Genomic DNA, 23,213 nt, shown 5'->3' with positions numbered 1-23,213 from the left:
AGATGCCGTAGCGAAAATATTTACCGCAAAAGGACGCCCAACAAATCACCCGCTCATTGTGCATATTCCCAATCAGTCGCATCTACACAATTGGGCAAAAAATGTAAATAAGGCAGCCATCACACTTGCTGATGCATTTTGGCCCGGCCCACTCACCCTAATTTTAAATGCTAAAAATGATTTAAACAGTCCGGTAACAGGCGGTTTGCCCACCATTGGGCTTCGCGTGCCTGCGCACCCTGAGTTTTTAGCGGTATTAAAGCAATTAAACACCGGTCTTGCAGCTCCCTCGGCTAATCGCTATAAGCAATTGAGCCCAATCAGTGCAGCTCATGTAATACGCGATTTGAATGGTCGAATTAGTGCGGTATTACAAGGAGGTGAATGTAATGTAGGTATTGAATCGACCATTGTAGATGCAAGCTCACAGCAGTTACGCATATTACGCCCAGGGCCAATTTCAGCAGCTGATATTTTGCAAAAAACTGGACTGCATGTCAGCACGCCACATTCACATAACGAAGTGGTACCGGGTAATGTAAAAGCGCATTATCAGCCTCATGCACCAGCCATGTTGGCTAATACTGAAGATTTCGCTAAAATTTTAAGTGAAAACTCTCAGGGTAAAAGTCACTATTTAATCTATTCGACTCAAGTGCAACAGCAATTATTAGCGAGCGACATTCCATCCGAACGTATTACTAAGCTAAGTAGTTGCCCTATTGAATACGCTAAAAATATGTATAAAGCACTGCATCTTATTGATGAGAAAACACCATTGAATATTTATATCGAAAAACCGCCAGTAGGCAGTGAGTGGGCTGCAGTGAATGACCGACTTAGTCGCGCCACCACAGTATTTGTAGGATAAGTTAATTAACCGTTAGGTATTCAATAACCGTTGCTGCTGCCACTGGTTTATAAAAGTAATACCCCTGAAAGCGTTTACAGCCAATATCCACTAACATATCAAACTGTGCCTGTTCTTCCACGCCTTCAGCGATAACACTTAAGTTATGGCTGTTGGCAATGGCGATAATACTTTGCACCATACTGTTAGACTTAGGGTCTATTAAAATATCATCTACAAAGCTTTTATCTATTTTCAGTTCATCTATGGGTAAGCGCCTTAATAAACTCAGTGATGAATAACCTGTACCAAAATCATCCATCGAGAAGCGTATCCCTCTAGATTTTAAGCTATTTATCGTATCAATCACATGCTCAAGGTTATCCATAAACAGTGACTCTGTAATTTCTAAGATTATACTTTGCGGGGCAACATTATGGGTTTCTATGCTTTGCAATAATGTCGGAATAAAAGCACTGCTTTGAAATTGCATCACTGAAATGTTGATTGCTAATTCAAGAGGGGTATCGCTGTGTTGTTGCATCTTTGCAAATTCACTAATAGAACGCGCTAAAACAAAGTCACCTATTTTAAATATTAAATCACTTTGTTCTGCAATAGCAATAAACTCGGCAGGTGAAACCATACCCAATTCACCGTCATGCCAACGAATAAGTGCTTCCATAGCATGGATTTTTCCCTGTTCATTCACTTGGCACTGATAGACCATAGAGAATGATTGTTCACTTAGCGCTACATTTAATCGCTCTTCTACTTTTAAACGGCGCAAATAAGCTTGTTTTATATCTGCATGGTAATGGCACAGCCATTGCCCTGTATCTTTTGCCCATTGATTAGCCAAATGCGCACTGCGGACCAGCTTACTTTTGGTTATGCCATGCTCTGGGTAGTTGGCCACACCGACACTCATATTTAAAGGACGTTCGGTATTTTTGGTTTCATATTGTTCAATAGAAGATGCTAATATTTGTTCAAAAGCGTGCCTATTTTGCTCATCCGATAAATGCGGTGTAATAATGCAAAACTCATTACCACTGTTTCTAAAAACTAGGTATGGAACTGCGAATGTAGCTTGCAACATTGCGGCATAGGCTTTAATTGCCTTATCGCCATACTCCATACCAAAGCGATTATTCATTGAGCGTAAATTGGTAATGTTTATGATTGCTAGACTAAAAGATGTCTCTTTTTTTGCTTCAAAGCTATCACGCAGTGCTTTTCGATTGGGTAACTTTGTTAAATCGTCGTTCCGAGAAAGGTAAAACAGTTCATCAACTCGTTTTTGCTCAGCACGAGCAATAAACCTAAAACCAAAATATAACACCGTACAAATCAGTAAGTAGATTAAAAAGTACCAGCATACCTTCCAATAAAAGACGTTTTTTATTGGCTGCATTGCCCGATTTGAGAGTGTCCATAATTGATAGCGATTATCAAATTTTGCAGATGTTAAATAAGGCTTACCACCTACATGTGTATCAATACTAAACACCTCTTCTGAGGATTTAAATATTTCTTTATCCTTGCCTGTTTGCTTTATCAAAGCATTATCAGATAACCCTAATGCCTGCTTAATTTTGGTTTTTGTATAGCTAGCTATATCTGCATCTTTTACGGAACTGTATTGAATAAAACCATCAATTTCTCTTGCTAGCATTATGTAATCGTCACTATTACTTTGCAAAATATTGAGGTATTTAGCGCCTCTTGATACCGCCATCCCTGCAGTCATTACAGCAATCACAGTGCCACTTTTGTCTCGTAATGACTTCCTTATTGGAATAACCCATTCTTGTAACGATAGATTAAAATAAGTTTGCCCTAACACCATTTTGTCTGAGCTAAGGGTTTGTGAAAAACTTTGGCGGGTTTTTTCATTTTCTTTCAGATTAATCATTGTTGAGGCATTTAAATTTGAGCTGTAGTAAATAATTTCCCCTTGGGGATTAAACAGTCCAAAGCCTAATAACACAGGATTCTCTAGTAAAATATTGTCTAGAAGTTTAATTGTTGATGTTTTTTCGGTTAAGTTATTGTTTGAAAGGATGTCTCTGCCAATTAAATCCAGCATAAGTTCTTTATTTCTAAGGGTGCTTTTAAGTGCTTGCGCAGAAAATTCGACACGGTTTTGGGAGCTTGTGCGGTATTCTTTTTCGATATTTCGCCATTCATAAGCCAACAAAACGCTTAATAGGACTAGACCGCCCAATAGCAAAAAACAAAAGAGTTTCCATAAATTATTTTTTATTAGTGCCATCTAATTTCTCACAACCCGTTTGGTAGTGTGTTATGTATTTGGGCCCTTAAATGCACTTTATGGCTAGCTTGGTTTTTTTTCAAGCTGTTTTATTGCAAAGTTGAGAAAAACACATAAAAAAAAGCCCATTATTTAACATTAAAAATAAAATAAATTAACAATAAAGTTGGTAAGTGTTTTATTTTATTGTTAAGACAAGGCTCGTATACATTTGAACCCGGTAAACTGTATTTACGTTTATCGCAGAGGTTATTGAGCGACTATTATAGTTTATTTATTAAATATAATATTGATTTAAAACAATAGCTTTAGTTATAAACTGCAAGTCAAATTAACCCTTGCATCAAGCGCTTTAGTTTAGTCATAATTTTGCAATAATCATCAGCGATAATAGCTGCATTATTAGTCAACAAAGCTTTATAAGACCCTCATGAGCGAATCTATGGTGCAATTAACCTTTGCACTACCGTCATTTGAAGATCCAATGTCTGCGGCATTAAGCCACAGCATGGAATTTGAAACGCTGTCATTGCATGCTAATAGCCAGCATCAAATTGCTTTGCAATGCGTTTTGCCTGAAGCGGCCCATGAAGGTGATATTATTTCGCTGAGCGCAACTTTACCAAATGCACGAGCAGCTCAGTACTACACAGAAAAAAAGCTCAATCAATTTGATTTAGAACAGGGACGGGTCACGCTTAGGTTGAACCAAATAGCGCATAGTCGTGGTTTTGTAATGCAAATGATTTTGCACGGTAAACACGGCACGTTAAAGAATAGTTTGCAGTTCGATATGCATATTAACCAATTTGGTAGTGGATATACTATACCAGTAACTTCGATTACCCCACCAAAGCCGCACCGCGTTCGTCAGTACCTCGCCAGTATGGGAACAGCTTTAATCTCACTTTTTTAGCTCTTGTTATAAATTTTACCATTAAGCTTTAATTAGTTAATCAGCAAAGCTCACTTTACCCATAGTAATATCTAAAATTCCACCTCTTTTATTTTTAGCACTTTGTCGCTGCCCTGCTAAACATTCGTTTGCCAAAATAGCAAACAGCACCGCCTCTTTGGCATCAGGGTGAACACCCAAATCATCAGTATTCTTAAACGCCTTAATATTTAGGCAGTGTATTAGTAATTGCTCCATCAATAATGGATTATGAATACCTCCACCACTGGCATATACCACACAGTTTTGAACCCCTTTAGCACAGTCATTTAACGCCCTAGCAATCGTAGTCGCAGAAAGCGCATTTAATGTCGCCAACACATCTTCATGGCTTAAATCTTGGGTTGCGGTTTGGGCTTGGGCTGCACGTAATAAGGCTAAATTAAACACCTCAGGTCCTGTTGTTTTTGGCAGTGGTAATTTAAAAAACGCATTATCGCTGAGCGATTTTAGCAGTATTACATTTACCTTGCCTGCTTTGGCAAGCTTTGCGCCCTCATCATAATGCATTCCTTTAAAGTAATACTGTACGTAGGCATCCATAATGGTGTTACCTGGGCCTATGTCGCTACTAAACACGCTACTAGCATCACCGCTTTTAGGTAAAAACGTTAAATTAGCAATGCCACCCATGTTTAATAAAATGCGGTTTTCGTCAGGGCTGGCAAAAAATAAATAATCGCCATACACGGCCAGCGGCGCACCTTCTCCACCAGCGGCAATATGCTTTTGCCTAAAATCGCCAACAGTGGTAATGCCTGTAGTAACGGCTATTTGGTCACTATCACCTATTTGCAAGGTGCCATGTTTAAAGTCATGATGGTTATGCTGCGACTGCGGACAGTGATAAATAGTTTGCCCGTGGCTTGCAATGGCATCAATACTCGCAGGATCAATTCCCCATGCAATTAAACACTGATTAACCATCTCGCCATGGAGTTTGCCCACCCAAGGATGTAATAAAGTCAGCACTTCTAAATCGCATTCGCGCTTAGCAAATACCTGCTTTATTTTAGTTTTATATTCGTCGTTATACTCAACCGTAGTAAAATTTAACACCTCTATTTGTGTATGCAAACCTGCACCGGTTATTTTACATAGCGCTACATCTAAACCATCCAAAGAGGTGCCACTCATTAATCCAATAATTAAACGGCTGGGCTTTTTAGCGCTATTATAAAGGGCTTCGATATGAGGATGCATAGAGACTCTGTCTGGGTGTTTTTTTACATTTTAAAAGAGTTTTAAGCAAAGTTATACCTGTATACACTTTAATTTTAATGAATTGTTTTTCATTGTTTAAGCGTTTAAAGCTTGCTAAGTTATTGGCTGATAATAACAAACTCATTTGTAGCATGATCACTTTACGAGCATTTAAACAACACGATACCTGCCAAATAGTCACCATTTTGAACGATCAACAAGTAGCTCGCTATTTGTCCTCTAAAATTCCATTTCCTTATACTCAAGCAGATGCAAACTGGTGGGTAAACGAAGGAGCAAAATGTGGCATCATTAAAGCTATTGAAGTTGATGGCCTATGTGTTGGTTGTATTGGTGTTATCCCTGGTGAGTTTGAGTATAGCCGCAGTGGCGAAATAGGTTATTGGCTTAGTCAGCAATATTGGGGGCAAGGTCTTATTACCCAAGCCATAGAGTTGATTACTAAAGAAGTGTTTGAAAGTACTAACTTAAACCGTATTCATGCGGCTGTATTTGCTGGTAATGTTGGCTCAATGAGCGCGTTGCTTAAAAATGGCTTTAATAACGAAGCTATTTTAAAGAAAGCAATTTATAAAAATGGTCACTATTTAGATAGCCATGTATTTAGTGTGCTAAAACAGAGTAATTGTTCTAATTAAATTCTTTCGACGGTTGAATTAACCACCTCTCGCCCAAAGCTCGTGTATCAAGGTACAAATCTTTTCTACCTATCCGCGCATTATTGTTGAGCAATGTATAGTTTTAAAGCTTAAACATTCGGTATATAGGTCGTTTTTTCACTCTATCATGGAGATTTTTATGTCCACAACCAGTCGTCAATTTACTTTAGCATCACGCCCACATGGCGCTCCTACTAATGAAAATTTTGAACTTAAAAACGTAGCGTTACCATCATTAAAAGATGGTGAAGTATTGCTGCGTACTATTTATTTATCACTAGACCCTTATATGCGTGGCCGCATGAGCGATGCTAAATCGTATGCCGACCCTGTCGAAATTGGTGATGTAATGGTCGGTGCAACGGTTTGCCAAGTAGAATCATCTAAAAACGATACCTTTAGCGAAGGCGAATGGGTATTAGCATATACAGGCTGGCAAACTTACGCTATCTCAAACGGCGAGGGCTTAATGTCATTAGGCAAAGAGCCTAAAAATCCATCTTATGCACTCGGTATTATGGGTATGCCTGGTTTTACTGCCTACATGGGATTGTTAGATATTGGCGCACCTAAAGCAGGTGAAACTGTGGTCGTTGCAGCAGCAACAGGGCCTGTGGGGGCCACGGTTGGTCAAATAGCGAAAATTAAAGGCTGTAAAGTAGTAGGGGTTGCCGGAGGCAGCGAAAAATGTACGCATGCTGTTAAAAATCTTGGCTTTGATGCCTGTATTGACCATAAAGCAGATGACTTTGCCGAACAATTAGAAAAGGCATGTGAGCAAGGCATTGATGTTTATTATGAAAATGTGGGCGGAAAAGTATTTGATGCCGTATTACCTTTGCTGAATACCTCAGCACGCGTACCTGTGTGCGGGTTAGTATCGCAATATAATGCCACTAGCCTGCCTGAAGGCCCAGATAGAATGGGCATGCTTATGGGTCAATTGCTTACTAAACGAATAAAAATGCAAGGCTTTATAATTTTTGATGATTACGGCCACCGCTATGACGAATTTGCCCAAGACATGCAACAGTGGCTAAAAGACGGAAAAGTTCAATACCGCGAACATCTTGTCGATGGGTTCGAAAAAACCATCGGCGCATTTAACGACATGATCAGCGGGAAGAACTTCGGTAAAACCGTAGTAAAGGTTAACGGCCCACTATAATAACATTCAGGCTGTGTTGTAATTCAGCACAGTCCAATAAGGAAGATAATGATTAAACTACACCACTTAAATAAATCTCGCTCTAAACGTATTATTTGGTTACTCGAAGAGCTTGAAGTTGATTACGAAATTGTTGCTTATCAGCGCAACACTGAAACCTTTTTAGCCCCTGATGAACTAAAAAATGTGCATCCACTGGGTAAATCACCGGTTATCGAAGATGATGGCTTAGTGATTGCCGAGTCTGGCGCTATCACAGATTACCTGATCACTAACTATGGCAAAGGTAAATTTGCACCAGCCACAGGTACTGCGGAATTTGTAGACTATCAGCAATGGCTTCACTTTGCCGAAAGCTCTGCTATTTTACCATTATTGCTGAAAATGTTTGTACAAAAAGATGGCGCTAAAACGCAATTTTTAGAGGGCTATGCCGATGCTGAAACCGCTAAAGTAATTAGCTATTTTAACAACCGCCTTGAAGGTAAGCGCTATTTAGTAGGCGACACCCTAACTGGTGCCGATTTCATGATGTCGTTTATTGTTGAAATAGTTAAAAACGCTGGCCAGCTTACACACTTTAAAAACCTTGTTAAATATGATGAGCAATTGCAAAGCCACGAGAAGTTTCATACTGCTAACGAGCTTGAAGCTAAATACGATTAACTGGTTAAACACGAATGAAGAAAGGGTCATAAGATCCTTTTTTTTATGATCACCCTTTGCAAAATTGCATTTTAAATACCCGCCAACTCTCGCTCAGTAATACACTCACCCGATGCCATTTCGAATTCTCGACACGTTAATGGGCGATTTTCGTAAATAGTACACATTAACGTGTTTCTATCGAGAGCTTGACACCAGCCATCGTCGCCACGCTTCATAACTTCACTGCCCCATTTGTCGTAATCAATATACTGAAAAGGCACACCGGTATCACTAACAATACGCACTTCTAATTGACAACAACACGCTTGGCAATTAGCGCATGTGATGGGTTCGTTAGTCGGGGTTATATTTCTTACAGGGATAACGTTGTGCGGCATAATGGCTTACTGTTTAGAATAAGCCACCAGAATACAGGAACTAATAGCAATTGCATTAAATTAATATAATTTATCGTGCCAGTAATATCGCTTTAGTTTCGCTGTAGCGCTGTTGCTCACACAGTGCAAAACCACTTAGCTGGCGTACCTTATTACGCGCAAATAGCGGCACACTCATTCCCGCTAAAAACCGACATTGGGTTTCAATGCCCACATTGTGCGCTCCTTTCGTTGCCATATGCGCCAAAAACTCATCCACCTTTTGATAGATAAGTGACTCATTAATCTCTGGTGGGGTGAGTGAATACTCAAGCTTGACCGCATGCCCACGGCACACACTACAATGCCCACATTGCTGTGGCGCATTCGCATCATCAAAATAACGGGCTAAGTTATAGCTTAAGCAAGATTGCAGCTCAAAAAAGCGTACTAGTGCAGCAATTCGTTTTATTTCAGCTTGCTCTTTATCGGTAAAATAATCGTGTAACTGCTGGGCAAGTTCGATGTTATTAATCACCTCGCTATGCACTTTGTACACTTGAGTAATACGTTTGGTTTCAAGGGTGATAAGGTTTTTTTCTGCTAGGTAATCAAGTGCGGCTACCACACGTTTACGGTCAACTTGCGCGGCTTGGGTCAAGCTATCAAAGTTAAGTGTACCCCATATTTTTTTAAAGTCGGTATGGCTAAATATTTGTGTTAAAAAGGCTTGGCGCTGCTGATCAAACTGGCAAAGTAACTCACTTTTATCAACCAAAAATTTATACTTAAAATCGGCGTAATACGCATACTGCGGGGTTATTGCGCCTTGCATTTCCAATTGTACCAGCAAGGTTTTAAGGGCAAGCTGGCGAATATTACTCTCGCTTGAAAGGCTATATTCTTGCATTTCCCATTGCTGTTGGGCTTGGCGAATATCGTTAATCACGTGCTCAATACCGCTGAGCTCTGGGGTATCGCCGTACACAAAATTTTCTACTGTGTTTAAGCCATCTAAATTAGCCAATGTATAACAATTGGAAGGGTTGCCATCACGCCCTGCACGACCAATTTCTTGGCTGTAGTTTTCAATTGATTTAGGTAAATCGTAGTGAATCACAAAGCGTATGTCTGATTTATCAACCCCCATGCCAAAGGCAATAGTGGCGACCACCACATTTATTTTACCCGCCATAAAATCATCTTGAATTTGCCCGCGTAAGGTATCTTCAAGCCCTGCATGATACGCCACCGCCTGCAGGCCCTGTGCGCTTAACATATTGGCCACTTGCTCAGCACTTTGCTGCAGAGTGACATACACAATACCGGGGCCGGTTTGCGCACGGACAATTTTAGTAAGCTCAGTGTTTTTATCGGCAGTTTTAACACTCAGCACACTTAAATCTAAATTAGCGCGATAAAACCCCGTTTGCACAATACATTGTGGCTCAATAGCAAAGCGTTCTGCCATATCGCGTTTTACTTTTTTAGTGGCTGTGGCGGTTAATAGTAACACTAACGGAATATTTAGCTCTTCACGGTAACGCGGTAGTTTTAAATAGTCGGGTCTAAAATTATGACCCCACTCAGATATACAATGCGCTTCGTCTACCACCAACATAGAAAGCGCTACTTGGCTAATAAACTCTCTAAAGCGTTCGTTTTTAAAGCGCTCAACCGATACCATTAACACTTTAACTTTACCACTGCGCACATCGTTCATTACGGTACTGCTTTGCATTTGATCTTGGCTTGAATCGAGGCTTGCAGCATAGATGCCTTTACTGTTTAAAAAGCTTATTTGATCTTTCATAAGCGCTAATAATGGCGATACCACTAAAGTTAAATGCGGTAAATGTAACGCGGTGAGTTGATAGCACAAGGATTTACCCGACCCTGTAGGAAATATCGCCAGTGATGATTGACCATTTAGCAGTTGCTCTATGGTTTGTTGTTGCCCTGCTCTAAACTGATTAAAACCAAAATGTTGCTCAAGAGACTGAACTAGCGAGGTACTCATAAAAGCGTCCTTTTTATGTCGGTGCCCATAAATACTGTAAATGCGCATTAGATGAAATATTTGCATATAAGTATACAGCAAATGACGTGATTTTTTGCTGACATGCGTGTTATTTAGGCGCACAATATTACCTAAGTGATGCATTGCCAAAATAATTTTTTTGATACCCAAGTCATTTTAAAAATCAACGTACAGAAATTGCTTCGGTATATTATTTTTAAGGGCATAGTCATGGACAAAACCATACCAAAAATCGTCATCATAGGCGGTGGCGCTGGTGGGCTGGAGCTAGCAACTCAATTAGGGCACAAATTAGGAAAGAAGCAACACGCAAATATATTACTTATTGATAAAAACCGCACTCATATTTGGAAACCGTTATTACATGAGGTTGCAACCGGCTCTATTGATGCAGATTTAGATGGCGTTGTATACTCAGCCCATGCAGCCAAGCACCACTACAACTTCCAGCTTGGCACCTTTTGTAACCTCGATAACAATAATAAAACCATCACCTTAAGTTCCCTAAATGATGAATTAGGGCATCAAATTTTACCAAAACGAACTGTTCACTATGACCACCTTGTTATTGCTATAGGCAGTGTCAGTAATGACTTTAATACCCCTGGCATTAAAGAGCATTGCTTTTACCTCGATTCAAACCAACAAGCCGAACGCTTTCAACACGCCTTACTAGATAACTTTACTCGCCTTCATCAAGACGACGACCCATTGCATTCATTAAACATTGCTATTGTTGGCGGTGGGGCAACAGGTGTTGAGCTCTCGGCTGAGCTGTATCATGTTTCTGACTTACTCAAAATATACGGTTTAACCAATATGTCGGCTAAGCGCTTACACATACACTTGATTGAAGCGGGCCCCCGCATTTTACCTGCGCTATCTGAGCGAATTGCCAGCTCAGCCAAACGTGAGTTATTAAGATTAGGGGTTATCGTACGAGAAAACACCCAAGTTAAACAAGCAACCGAGCATGGCTTTATCACAAAAGGTGACGAGCAAATAAATGCAGATATTATGGTGTGGGCAGCAGGGGTAAAAGCCCCTGACTTCATTAAAGAGCTAGACATATTTGAGCTAACACGTAACAACCAAATAAAAGTGAATGATTACTTACAAAGTAACCTAGACCCACAAATATATGTGCTTGGTGATTGCTGCGCGTTTACTCAAGACGATGGGACGCAAGTGCCACCACGCGCACAATCGGCGCATCAAATGGCGCAGTGCGTTGAAAAAAACCTGATTGCTACATTACGTGAGCAACCCCTTAAGAAGTTTGAATATAACGACCATGGCTCACTGGTAAATTTATCGCGCTACAGCACGGTGGGCAGCTTAATGGGCAACCTAACCAGTAGTAGTTTTTTATTGAAGGTAAAATTGCTCGCTTTATGTATATTTCATTATACAGAATGCATCAGCGCGCTATTCACGGCAGTGCCAAAACCTTTGCTTTATGGATCAGCGAAAAGGTGCTGCGTGTTGTGCGTCCTAAAATGAAGCTGCACTAGCCAAGATTAAAGACAGTGGTAATTTAAGTTATCACTGTCTTTAATCTTTAATATTAGCTATATAAAGTACACAAAAATTTTAAGGAACAGGCTATGTCGGGTAAAACGCTTATTTTTAATTTTGATGGTACCGGCAGTGAACCCCGCGACGCAGACCAATTTAGTACTGAGCATTTTAAAGAAGACGCTAGTATTTCTAATATTTTAAAACTACATTTATTGCTCGGCGGTAAACTTGATGATTCACCCACCACCCCATTTTCCAAGCAATTAAGCTTTTATTACCAAGGCATAGGCACCAAGGGCAGTCGTTTAAAGCGAATTTTAAATCAAGCACTTGCCCCACGCTCTGATGACGTAGCCAGCATTTTAACTCACGCTATTAATGATTTTAAACAACACTACCAAAGCGGCGATACCCTACTGCTTACTGGTTTTAGTAGAGGCGCGGCCTTAGCACGGCGCTTTGCTAAATGTTTAGAACCATTAATAAATGAGCGAGTGTATTTGTGTGTGTTTGATACCGTCGCCTCAATTGGCCTGTCAAAGGTAAGTAAGGCTACCCGCGGTGCTGAACATGTTATTTTTGAAAACCATACCATTGCCAATAATGTCACTGAGGCATTGCACTGTGTTGCGCTTGATGAAAAACGTCGCGCCTTTGAACCGACGTTAATGAACCAGCAAGCTAACATTACCGAGCTGTGGTTTGCAGGAGCCCATTCCGATGTGGGAGGCGGCTACTATCGCGATGGACTTGCCGATATTTGCTTGCGTTATGCACTTGAGTGGCTTATTGCTCAGCCGCTGTCAGTTTCATTGCTAACCAGTCATGACATCGATTACGAAAGCCTTTTACCTGAGAGTAACTTGGTTGCCCAAGACGATGTGACTGTTATTCCCGATCCACTGGCGTTAAGTCATCAGCAAAATTACTTTTGGCTAAACCCATTTTTTAAACTTGTTGATAGGCAGTGCTGTGTATTAATTGAGGATGAAATCAGCCACGTCGCCCCATTAATACATCACAGTGTTGCACAGCGAATTAATAAACTAACCAGCTATCGTCCTGAATCATTAAAAAACTTACATTATAAAATGATTTACAGCGACGACAGCACGTTAAACTTTATGGGACTCAGTGCCCATATAATGCTAGCCAACCAAAATATGAGTTTACTTAGCATAAACCAAAGCCAAGATGTGATGGTATATGCCAGTGAAGCCTACAACGCCACCGGCTTAATGCTTGCCCAAGGTGCGACCTACCGTTTTACACCTTATCCTAATCAATATTGGTATGACGATGGTATAAAGTGCTCTCCTTCTGGGTGGCATCGCGATAACGTGCAACTCGGCGTTAAAGAAATCCCCATGGCATTACTTGAGCCATTTAGACGTTTAGCTACAGCGCAGTGGTTTAGTTTAATCGGCACGATTGGTCAAAGCGATGAACATGCCTTTGAAATTGCTGAAGGCGTTGAAATAACCATTAAAAAATCGGGAGAGTTTTGCCCATTTGCTAATGATTTAAGTCGTTTTTATGGTGCGAATGCCGGTAGAATAAAACTTAAAGTAACGCGATTAAGCTGATAAAGTGCCCTAATAATCAGTGCACTTTATACTGCAAAGTGCACTGAGCTAGGGATAGCTGGTGGATGTTATTGCTTTTTCATTTTATGCCCTTTCACGGCATAAAATAATATAAATAAGTAACAAGGTAACAATACAGAGTAACCTGTTTGTAGCGAGGTAAAACCACTTAGTAAGCCCCATAACACCGGACCAAATGCACCGCCCGCTATACCCATTACTAACAGTGCTGAGCCTGTGCTGGTTAGTTTACCTAAACCCGATAACGCAAGTGGGAAAACCGCCGGCCAAACAATGGCGTTTGCTAAGCCTAAAAAGGCAATTAGCAGTAAAGCATCTGGTAAATTAGCGCCTCCTAAAGGCACCAGTATAGCATTGGCAATAACATACGACTGCGCATCAATAAACAAAATGCACAGGGTGATCACAATACCCAATACAGCCGATGCTGTTAAGGCCGCTTGTTGAGAGATAAATTTAGGGATAAGCATAATACCTAAAATATAACCAAACACCATAAACATCATAGTGTATGAAGTCATTACCCCATAGTTTTCAATACCCAGCGATAGTGCAAAAGTACCTATGGTATCGCCAGCAATAACCTCTACCGCAACATACAAAAAGATAGCAATTGCACCTAACACCAAGTTTGGATGAGAGAGTGTTTCACGAATTTCACCTTTGTCGTTTATTGCTTCTACTTCATCATTGATAAGCTCAGGCAGCGGAGACTTTTTAACCGCAAAAGCTAATACACCAATAAATAAGGCCATGCCTAAGTAAGGTAAAATAAGACCATTTGCCATATCATCAACTTGCTGTTGGCTTAGATCTGTGCCTACCGTACCGGTAAAGTTACTTAAAATTAAGGCGGTAAATACCATCGGCGAGATAACTCCTGCGCCTTTATTTAAAATCCCCATAATACTAATACGTACAGCAGCCGATTCTTCTGGCCCTAAACGTACTACATACGGATTAACCGCGGTTTGTAATAAGGTTTGCCCTGCGCCCATTACCAACTGCGCTAGTAAAAACAAAGGAAAAAACTGCGACATAGCAGCAGGAATAAACATTAAGCCTGCTAACATCATACAGCCCATCCCCAATGCCATACCGTTTTTGTAGCCGACCTTTTTGATCAGTACTGCCGAGGGCAGCGCAGTAAATGTGACCGCAATATAAAAGGAAAATAAAATTAACGACCCTTGAAATGGGGTTAACTGTAAAATTTGACTTAAGTAAGGCATTAACGAGCCATTAAGCCAAGTAGCAAAGCCCAGTATAAAAAATAATACCGCAACAATGGCCATTGGGACCACGCTACTATTTTTGGACGTATCCATAACATTGGTTGTCATGTTATTTTCCTTTATTTATATTTATTATGTTGTTAACAAACCCGAGCGCCGCCAATCCACGTGCTAATGACTTGTTGTTGTGTGTTTAATTGTACAAAATCTGCTGGACTACCCAGTATTAATCGTCCGTGTGTGGCAGGCAACTTTAAATACTGAGCAGGATATAAACTGGCCATATTAAGCGCTTGCGCTAATGGCTGCTTTAAATGAGTTACAGTGTTTCTAACTGCGGTTGCCATATCAAGCGCAGAGCCGGCCAACTCACCGGTTGTAGACGTGAGCTTACCATTCTCTAAGTTGACAGTTCGGTCAAAAAAAGCAAATTGAGTGTCATCTGTTCCCACTGGTGGCATCGCATCAGTAACTAAAAACACGCGCCCTATTGGTTTTGCTTTTAATGCCAGTTGGCATGCTGCGTAATCAACATGATGGCCATCAACAATTAAGCCACAATAAGTATCATCATTTAATAATGCACAGCCAACCACTCCCGGCTCACGCCCTTGTAATGGTGACATGGCATTATATAAATGCGTAAATCCAGTTGCGCCAGCATCAACTGCGCGCTGAGCTTGAGCAAAGCTTGCATTGGTATGACCTAAACAAACGTGTATGCCTACCTCACGCATTTTAGCGATATCACTTGGCAAAACATTTTCAGGTGCAACCGTTACCACCACCTTACCTAAATCCTGACGAGATAATACTTGCCATTCTTGATCAGAAATAGGGCGAATAAAATCAGCGCTATGAGCGCCCTTTTTTGCAACTGATAAGTGCGGGCCTTCAAAGTGAATGCCAATAATACCTGGCGTTTTTTGGGCTATCGCCTTAGCAATTACATCGGCTGCTTGGCGCATTACTTCTACGGTGTCAGTAATTAACGTTGGCAGCATAGCAGTTGTACCGTATTTGGCATGTGCTAGCAGTATTTTTTTAACCCCTGCAACACTGCTAGTACGGTTAAACAACTCACCGCCACCGCCATTAACTTGTAGATCAATAAAGCCAGGTGCAACTAAACCCGTTAGGTGCTCGTCTGCCTGCTGTACGTTATCATCTATTGCCGTAATAATACCCGCATCAACGCTTAGCACTTTGTCGTTAACAAAGTGCTCGCCATCAAAAAACTGGGCTACATGAATTCGTTTAACTGACATTTATAATGTCCTTGTTACTTTTTTAAGCCCCTTTGGCTCATCAGGATTAAAACCACGGCTTAATGCCACTTTTGCCACATCAAGGTAAAAACGCTGTAATACTAAAAATGGCGCTAATCGCGGGTGTACTTTAATACCTTGTTGGTTAAGGCTAATCACTTGTGCACCGCGTTTTTTGACCTCAGCAATTTGCTGCTGATGTGACTCTTTGGTTTCATCTTCAACCGAGCAATCTAAAATCACTAACCCTTGCTCAACTAAGGTCACCGGACCATGTAAAAACTCCGCACTACTAAATGACTCAGCATGAATAGCACACACTTCTTTAAGCTTAAGTGCCATTTCTTTTGAGATAGAAAATCCTAAACCACGTGCCAATACCACCATATTCTTAATATTTGCAAACTCAGTAGGTTGTAGCTGAGTTGGCGAATCTATAATGGCATTAAGCGCACTAGGTAACTCGTTAAGCGATTGTAATAATGACTCATTTTGCGTCCAATTAGCAACAATATGTACCAATGCCGACAACGTTGCCAAATAGCTTTTTGTTGCCGCCACCGAAATTTCATCACCGGCTTTAAGAGGTACAAAATCATCGACTATGTCTTGTAGAGGTGACGCTTCATCGTTAACCAACGCAATACAATAAGCGCCCGCCTCTTTAGCCATTTTTGCCTGAGCTAGAATATCTGGGCTGCGTCCTGATTGAGAAATAACAATTACCACGGCGCCTTCCAGCTTTAATGTTTTACCATATACACTCGCCACTGAGGGCGCAGCTGAACTGACCGGTACACCCGCTTCAATTTCAATTAAATACTTACCAAAAACGCCAGCATGATCAGATGAACCGCGACCAATCATCATAACTACTTTAGGGGCCATATCGCGAAGCTTATGACCAATTTTTTCCACTAAAGGTTGGTTGGCAATAATTTGCTTTTCAATAACATTTGGCGTTTGCGCCGCTTCTTTTTCCATTAGTGTGTTAAACATCATAACTCCTGGCTGCTGTAATTAACGTGCTGTTGTTTAGCGTAAAGTACAGACCCCATTTCTGGTGACGATAATGGGGCTGATAAAATAGCTTGTATGTCTGGATCTAACCATGTTGTCATCACGGTTGATAAACCACCAATAAACGAAAGCCTTGGTGGATTTTTATCTAATAATTGTCGTGCAATGTCGCTTAAATAAGCGCCACCTTCTTTTAAAATAGCAATTGCTGTGGCATCGTTAGCTTGTGCGGATTGAAAAACACAACCTGCAAGTTGCGCAAAAAAGGCGGCGGGTTTATTGGCAATCACTTCAACAAGTTGCATCGCATCGCTGACTTCTAAATACTTCATTAACAAGTTAGTAAGCGCACCACTTGGGATTAATTTATCTAGGCTAAGCAGCACATACTGACACGCAGTAAAGCCAATCCATGCACCACTGCCTTTATCACCATGTGGAAAGCCATGACCACCAATCATAAACGATTGGCCATTAACGTATGAAAATCCACACGAGCCAGTGCCAGCAATCATCACTGCGCCATCCTCGCCCTGATGAGCGCCCATACAAGCAATAAGTAAATCAGTAGTTAAGTGCATAGTTTTAAATGGGTGTTGCCATTGTGTCATTTGATTATGCAAACTTGGTAAGTTAACCCCTGCTAGGCCAACCCCTGCAATAAGCTCAGATAAAGGCGTATCTTTAAGCCCCGCATCTTGTAATGCTAAACGCACTGATTGCTCAATAGAATGAGTTGCTTGATTAAACCCATGTAACGGGTTACCTGGGCCTGACACGCCGGTGCCGACTATGTCATTACAGCTATTGACGATAATTGCTTTACATTTAGTGCCGCCGCCATCGATCCCCACAAAGAGTTGATTGTTTTTAAGATTGTTGGTGATCATTTTTGCCTCTTAAGTTGTTCGACCGTTTTGCAAAACACTAAAATAAAACCGGACTGTCATACTGTATGAATCTTATACTAGCACAAATGACAGCGTTGTCATTATTTTTATTTACAAATAAATAACTTCTTTTTGTCTTCAATAATTTAAGGAAAACGCACCTTAACGGTGCGTTACTTTAAGCTTTCTGCTAACACGATTCGCATAAGGCGTTTTAGAACGAACCCATACATCTTGTGTTACTTTGACAGGTTGTGTGTAGGTTTGCCATTGCTCATCACCTTGTTTATATTCAATCACTAAACCAGGGTAAGCAATATTGGCGAACAACATGCCGTTATCAATTTTAGCCCCCGCATTTGCAAGGCGATAATGCACATTTGCACGTTCTAACTTGGCAAATTCCTTTAGCCCCATGGTGGCAGCAAACGTTTGCCATTGCTGATCGCGCTGCTGCTTTAATTCAGGGCTAAAGCGATTTGTTTGTTGGCTATAAACAAAGCCATTATGATCATACGGTACCGCCCAATCTGCCTTATGCCAAGCGCGCTGTGCCAGCGATAATAATCGTGGGAATAGCTTATATTCAGCCATATTATTGGTACGCGTATTTTCGCTCCATAATTGACCCTGAATACCCACAAAACGTTTATCTTTAGCTAAAGGCGCGGATACGACCTTGCCTTGCTCATCATGCTGTAATGTGTCATCAGCTACATAAGGCTTATCTTCTCTATCAAGCCAAAATTCAGCATGAATAGGCAAATTATCTGGCATAAACTGAAATATCTTTTCAGTATTTATATGCCTTGAAGCCCAGTAATAACCATGCTCCTGTGGGTCTGCCTCATACGGAAAGTCAAAATACAGTACATCTGGTGACGAAAGCACTGCTTGCCAATTTCTGTTGGCAAATTCATGTGCACGCTGATGGCCATTCCACATTAATAAATCCCAAACATTACCTTGCACAACCTCTGGCATATTCTCTGGGTTAGTATGCGATAAGCCATCGCTCCATGCTGCGGTTTCAATATTCATATCAGCTAACATATTGGCAATACGTTCAATAAAATAGCTGCCCAGCTGATTCGCTTTAGTAATTTCTAACTTATTTTGTTTAATAAAATCAGCACAAGCAGGTGAATCGACCCATGCTCCGGCGGTTTCATCGGCGCCTATGTGATAACGAGTTAGTGGATGCTGTGCCTCACTATGAATACTTTTTACTTGTTCCATTACTTCACGGATAAACGCATAGGATGAGTCTAAACACACATTAATGGTATTGTCGTTATAGTGTTGTACCGACGAATAGAGCGTTGTATCAAGCGGGTCATACAGTAAAAACTGTTCGGCTTTTTGTTTATCGCCTTGTTTTATGTATTTATTATAACGCGCTTGCATGGCTTTAATTGCAGCGCGAGAATGCCCTGGCATGTCAAGCGATGGGATCACTTGAATATGGCGCGCACTCGCCGCTTTAAGTATTTCTTGGTAGTCAGCTACCGAATAATAGCCGTTTGCTGCACTTGAAGTATCAAGCCCTGCGCCTAATTGTGGCATTAAACATTGCTGCTCGCTTTGATCAAAACAGCGCTTTGCACCTACATCGGTTAGTTCAGGCAGTGATGGAATTTCTAAACGCCAGCCTTCATCATCACCTAAGTGCAAATGTAGCTTGTTAAGTTTATAAGCTGCCATTTGATCAAGTAACTTTAAAATAAAGCCTTTATCACGAAAGTTTCGTGCTACATCAACCAATACCCCTCTAAACTGATAATGCGGTGCATCAATAACCTCTCCCACAGGTAACATATTACTATTAACCTGATATAAGCTCGCTAAGCTTTGCAGAGCATAAAAAATCCCAGTTTCGTCAGCGGCATCAATAACCACCTCATCGGCTTTAATCGCTAATTTATAACTGCCATTAAGCTGATCTTTTTTAACAGTGGAATTAAGTGTGACCTTAATTGCCGCTGCATCATCACTTATATTAATACCTAACAGTGCCAAGCGCTCAATTGCAGCCAATACACTTGATTTATCAACTTCTGCATAGTTAATATTAAGCCCTTGGCTAATATCAAGCGTTTGAGTTTGACTAAATTCGCTAACGCGTGGGGTGGGTATAATTTGTTGAGCAATCACATTGCTTACTTGATTTTGCGAGGTTAAATAAGCTGAAAAGTCATACTTTTCATTACGCTCAAACAAGCGCTCAGAAGTAAGCCACTGAGTTTTATCGCTCTCAGTACGTTTAAACTGACGAGTGTAATCGGTATAAGGTTCTACATGTGGTAAAAGCTCTAAGCCCGTCTCTGGGTCAATTTTAGGCCTTGTACTTTCAATCACTTTAGCGGTGTCATTGTTATTCACCACGATATAGTTAGGAATAGCGTCGCTTTGCGATAATGACCAAAAATGCGCATAAAAAGTAATCGTTTTAGTCTCACCGGCTTTAAAGCCAGTAAACCCGTCTTTAAGCTCAATAACATGAATATCGCCATTAACGTGTTTAATAGTAAATTCATCGCTAACCGACTTTTGTATTGGCGTAATTTGACTAAAGTAAATTTTCCATTGGTCAACATTGATTGCCGAGTTGGCTGTTAAATGTAAGTTTGCTTTAAAACAGTGACCGTTTTCAATATTTGGATCGCACTGAGCTGATGGGCGGTTATCAACTTGCTGATATTTTATTTGCAATGTGTTAGCAAGTAACTCCACAGCACTATCGTTTGCAGGGCTTAGCTGAACCGATACGGTGCTTTGTTCATCAACATTGCCCTGACACGCACTTAAACCCAGTGCTAAGCAGCATGCTGTCAGTAATGATTTAATCTTCATTCGCTACTTTCCTCTATTGTATTAACTTAGTCACTTAAGCACCTATTTCAAATGCTAAAAATTAAGCCGATTTTTCAATGCATTCATTCTTAGTGTGGTTAGTTTATAATGTACTATCAGCTAAAAAATATTTTATGCTTTTAAATCAATCACTATTCATATCTAGCAATTGCTACCTTAGCCAAACAATCCACTACGAAGGTTTTAAATAATAATTAACATTGCGCTTTAACTTATGACAACGCTGTCATTTAGCTGTTAATGTATCCTTTTTTTCTTTTATAGCTACACAAGGGGGCAAAAAAGATACAAATAATTTACATGCATACGTATGGTTTTATTTTAAATCATTGTATTTAAATGAGATTTAAATATTACCAAATCATTACCTGAAACTTTATCTACCATTCTCACAAGAAAGGCGTATAAATTAACTGTTAATATTCAATGATGTCTTTATAATTTAGCCGTCAAATAATAAAAACCGAGTACAGTTAACTGCATTTGCTGTAGTTGTTTGCCGATAAAGATAATTTAGTGCCCAAAATGATATGTAAAGGTCTATTAAGCCGATGAGAACAACAATAAACGACGTGGCAAAAGATGCCGGGGTATCAATAAAAACGGTATCAAGAGTAATAAATAACGAAACCTCGGTACGTGACAACACCCGTGAAAAAGTCATGGCGTCGGTCGAAAAGTTGAACTTCCAGCCTAACTTAGCTGCAAGAAGTCTTGCAGGAACAAAAGCCTACAGCATAGCTTACATATACGACAACCCTAATGCGTACTATATCATCGATATGCAAAACGGTATTTTAGATGCGTGCAAAAAGCAGGGGTTTGAACTACTCATTCACCCTTGTGATGCCAAAGAAGCGCATATTTTTGATGAAATTACGAACATGATTAAACGCACACGTATCGCGGGAATTTTACTCACCCCGCCCTTTTCTGAAATGCCTGAGTTTGTTGAAAAGCTGACTCAGTTAGACCTAAAAGTTGTGCGTATTTTATCAGGGCACGACGCGCCTGACTCATTAACACCCTGTATTATGATTGACGATAATCTCGCCTCAAAGTCAATTACTGAGCATCTAATTAATAACGGCCACACGCGCATTGGCTTTTTAGCCGGTGGCAGCGAGCATAATTCGACCAAAGAGCGCTTGGAAGGTTACAAAGCAGCGTTAACCCAATACGACATTACTATAGATCCAAGTTTAATTATTGATGGCGAATATTCATTTGAGTCGGGGGTTGAGGGCGCTAAAACACTGATTAGCCAAACAAACAGACCAACCGCTATCGTCTCATGTAACGATGAAATTGCCGCCGGTGCGTTATTTGCAGCCAGATTAATGAACATTGATATACCCAGTGAACTTTCTATAACAGGGTTTGAGGATAGCCCATTCTCGCGTCAAACCTGGCCAAAACTTACCACCGCTCATCAGCCTAATAATAAAATTGCCGAGGATGCGGCCAGCTTGTTAATAGCACAAATTCGTAATGGCAATGACCGCGATATTATAAAACTATACACTCCTGAGCTCGTCGTCAGAGACTCTACCGCACGCCCTAGTTAACCGTGTAAATAGGATCACCGTATCATTAATTTCCCCTGTGCGTTGTAAAAAAACCTTCAGCGCAGGGTCATATTAAAAAACGGCCTACTTTTTGATTATACCTTCTGTATTACTGAGTTTATTAACAGTTAGACGGCTTTCAGTGTAAATTTTACACTTAGGGTCGGTTGATCTTTCAAGGTTACATAACTCAGTTCAACTCTCTAATACCGATTCACTTAATTAAGTATTATTGCAAATTGGTATAAATATGCAGGAGTAAATTATGGCCAAGTCAGCCCAATTGTATAGAATGGCAACCGATGAACATATTTGCCCATTTGGTTTAAAATCTAAAGATTTGCTTGAACGTCAAGGCTTTGAAGTAGACGATCAATTGCTCACCTCAAGAGCGCAAACCGATGCGTTTAAACAGCAACACGACGTAGAAACAACACCACAAACGTTTATAGATGATAAGCGCATAGGTGGCTATGATGAACTTAGAAGTTTCTTTAATAAATCGCCTGCCGGTCAGCAAGGTACAACCTATACCCCTGTGATAGCGATTTTTGCGGTTACCTTGTTGCTCAGTTTAGCTTTTTCGTTAAGTGGTGCAGGGCTAAGCATGTATACACTTGAGCTTTTCGTGGCATTAACCATGGCCGTATTAGCCATTCAAAAGCTACAAGATTTAACCAGCTTCTCAAACTCGTTTATCACTTACGACTTACTCGCCATGAAAGTGATCCCTTACGCTTATGTATATCCATTTTTAGAAGCCTTTGTGGGTATAGGTATGATTGCAGCGCTGCCCGCTTATTCAATTGCCCCTATCTCTTTATTTATAGGTAGTATTGGCGCAGTCTCTGTTATTAAAGCTGTATACATAGACAAGCGAACACTAAAATGCGCCTGTGTTGGCGGCGACAGCAATGTACCGCTTGGCTTTATTTCATTAACCGAAAACCTATTTATGATAGCAGCCGGTCTATGGATGCTAGTCAAATAATAAAAAGGTGCGGTAAGTTAAAACTTACCGCGCCAGTGC

17 protein-coding genes and 1 pseudogene are annotated in these 23,213 nt (G+C 40.5%); 9 read left to right on the top strand and 9 right to left on the bottom strand.

The genetic code is table 11. The annotated features are described in order from the left end of the window. Positions 1-871 (top strand): L-threonylcarbamoyladenylate synthase (locus tag P20439_RS04805; protein WP_036932933.1); only part of this gene is annotated, 871 nt, incomplete at its 5' end. A gap of 1 nt (position 872) precedes the next feature. Here the strand turns inward: P20439_RS04805 and P20439_RS04800 are convergent. Further along, the gene (locus tag P20439_RS04800; RefSeq protein ID WP_008464963.1) at positions 873-3,050 is read right to left on the bottom strand and encodes an EAL domain-containing protein; all 2,178 of its coding nucleotides are present in this window, start codon (positions 3,048-3,050) and stop codon (positions 873-875) included. A gap of 508 nt (positions 3,051-3,558) precedes the next feature. Between P20439_RS04800 and P20439_RS04795 the strand changes: the two genes are divergently transcribed. Then, on the top strand, positions 3,559-4,044 hold the full coding sequence (locus P20439_RS04795) for a hypothetical protein (protein ID WP_008114385.1): 486 nt from the start codon (positions 3,559-3,561) through the stop codon (positions 4,042-4,044). 36 nt (positions 4,045-4,080) lie between these two features. Here P20439_RS04795 and P20439_RS04790 read toward each other — a convergent pair whose 3' ends face one another. After that, positions 4,081-5,286, bottom strand: a complete 1,206-nt coding sequence (locus tag P20439_RS04790; protein WP_008464962.1) for an anhydro-N-acetylmuramic acid kinase — start codon at positions 5,284-5,286, stop codon at positions 4,081-4,083. Between the two features lie 152 nt (positions 5,287-5,438). On the opposite strand from P20439_RS04790, the gene P20439_RS04785 reads away from it, so the two are divergent. From P20439_RS04785 to P20439_RS04775, 3 genes are all read left to right on the top strand, one after another. Continuing rightward, positions 5,439-5,945: a GNAT family N-acetyltransferase gene (locus tag P20439_RS04785; RefSeq protein ID WP_036932935.1), complete on the top strand. Its 507-nt coding sequence runs from the start codon at positions 5,439-5,441 to the stop codon at positions 5,943-5,945. Positions 5,946-6,105: 160 nt separating this feature from the next. Beyond that, positions 6,106-7,134 carry an NADP-dependent oxidoreductase gene (locus P20439_RS04780; protein WP_008464960.1) on the top strand — a complete coding sequence of 343 codons (1,029 nt, stop codon included), beginning with the start codon at positions 6,106-6,108 and terminating at the stop codon, positions 7,132-7,134. 48 nt (positions 7,135-7,182) lie between these two features. Then, positions 7,183-7,800 (top strand): glutathione S-transferase family protein, encoded by a 618-nt coding sequence (locus P20439_RS04775; RefSeq protein WP_008464959.1) that lies wholly within the window; start codon positions 7,183-7,185, stop codon positions 7,798-7,800. A 71-nt stretch (positions 7,801-7,871) separates the two neighbouring features. Here the strand turns inward: P20439_RS04775 and P20439_RS04770 are convergent, their stop codons facing one another. Together P20439_RS04770 and P20439_RS04765 are read right to left on the bottom strand one after the other, a co-directional pair. Then, on the bottom strand, positions 7,872-8,180 hold the full coding sequence (locus P20439_RS04770) for a YkgJ family cysteine cluster protein (protein WP_036932929.1): 309 nt from the start codon (positions 8,178-8,180) through the stop codon (positions 7,872-7,874). Between the two features lie 70 nt (positions 8,181-8,250). Then, positions 8,251-10,179, bottom strand: coding sequence for an ATP-dependent DNA helicase RecQ (locus P20439_RS04765; protein ID WP_008464957.1), 1,929 nt, complete (start codon positions 10,177-10,179; stop codon positions 8,251-8,253). Between the two features lie 231 nt (positions 10,180-10,410). Between P20439_RS04765 and P20439_RS04760 the strand changes: the two are divergent. Next, positions 10,411-11,714: pseudogene (locus tag P20439_RS04760) on the top strand (NAD(P)/FAD-dependent oxidoreductase). Between the two features lie 93 nt (positions 11,715-11,807). Next, positions 11,808-13,307 carry a DUF2235 domain-containing protein gene (locus P20439_RS04755; RefSeq protein ID WP_008464954.1) on the top strand — a complete coding sequence of 500 codons (1,500 nt, stop codon included), beginning with the start codon at positions 11,808-11,810 and terminating at the stop codon, positions 13,305-13,307. Between the two features lie 68 nt (positions 13,308-13,375). On the opposite strand, the gene nagP is transcribed toward P20439_RS04755, so the two are convergent. From nagP to P20439_RS04730, 5 genes are all read right to left on the bottom strand, one after another. Further along, a complete protein-coding gene (gene nagP, locus P20439_RS04750) occupies positions 13,376-14,671 on the bottom strand; it encodes an N-acetylglucosamine MFS transporter NagP (RefSeq protein ID WP_036932927.1) in 1,296 nt (431 codons plus the stop codon). Between the two features lie 32 nt (positions 14,672-14,703). Further along, entirely contained in the window at positions 14,704-15,831 is a 1,128-nt protein-coding gene (nagA, locus tag P20439_RS04745) for an N-acetylglucosamine-6-phosphate deacetylase (protein ID WP_008464951.1), read from the bottom strand. Continuing rightward, positions 15,832-16,830, bottom strand: coding sequence for a glucosamine-6-phosphate deaminase NagB-II (nagB-II, locus tag P20439_RS04740; protein WP_008464949.1), 999 nt, complete (start codon positions 16,828-16,830; stop codon positions 15,832-15,834). Continuing rightward, positions 16,830-17,741 carry an N-acetylglucosamine kinase gene (gene nagK, locus P20439_RS04735; RefSeq protein WP_008464947.1) on the bottom strand — a complete coding sequence of 304 codons (912 nt, stop codon included), beginning with the start codon at positions 17,739-17,741 and terminating at the stop codon, positions 16,830-16,832. The genes nagB-II and nagK overlap by 1 nt, the downstream gene beginning before the upstream one ends. Positions 17,742-17,903: 162 nt before the next feature. Beyond that, a complete protein-coding gene (locus tag P20439_RS04730) occupies positions 17,904-20,594 on the bottom strand; it encodes a family 20 glycosylhydrolase (protein WP_008464945.1) in 2,691 nt (896 codons plus the stop codon). Positions 20,595-21,166: 572 nt separating this feature from the next. Between P20439_RS04730 and P20439_RS04725 the strand changes: the two genes are divergently transcribed. Together P20439_RS04725 and P20439_RS04720 are read left to right on the top strand one after the other, a co-directional pair. Further along, positions 21,167-22,183: a LacI family DNA-binding transcriptional regulator gene (locus P20439_RS04725; RefSeq protein ID WP_008114359.1), complete on the top strand. Its 1,017-nt coding sequence runs from the start codon at positions 21,167-21,169 to the stop codon at positions 22,181-22,183. Positions 22,184-22,448: 265 nt separating this feature from the next. Further along, on the top strand, positions 22,449-23,174 hold the full coding sequence (locus tag P20439_RS04720) for a MauE/DoxX family redox-associated membrane protein (protein WP_008464943.1): 726 nt from the start codon (positions 22,449-22,451) through the stop codon (positions 23,172-23,174). Positions 23,175-23,213 lie beyond the last annotated feature (39 nt).

This window comes from Pseudoalteromonas sp. BSi20439 (assembly GCF_000241165.1).
Taxonomy (GTDB): Bacteria; Pseudomonadota; Gammaproteobacteria; order Enterobacterales; family Alteromonadaceae; genus Pseudoalteromonas.
This window is presented reverse-complemented; position numbering and strand designations above follow the sequence as displayed.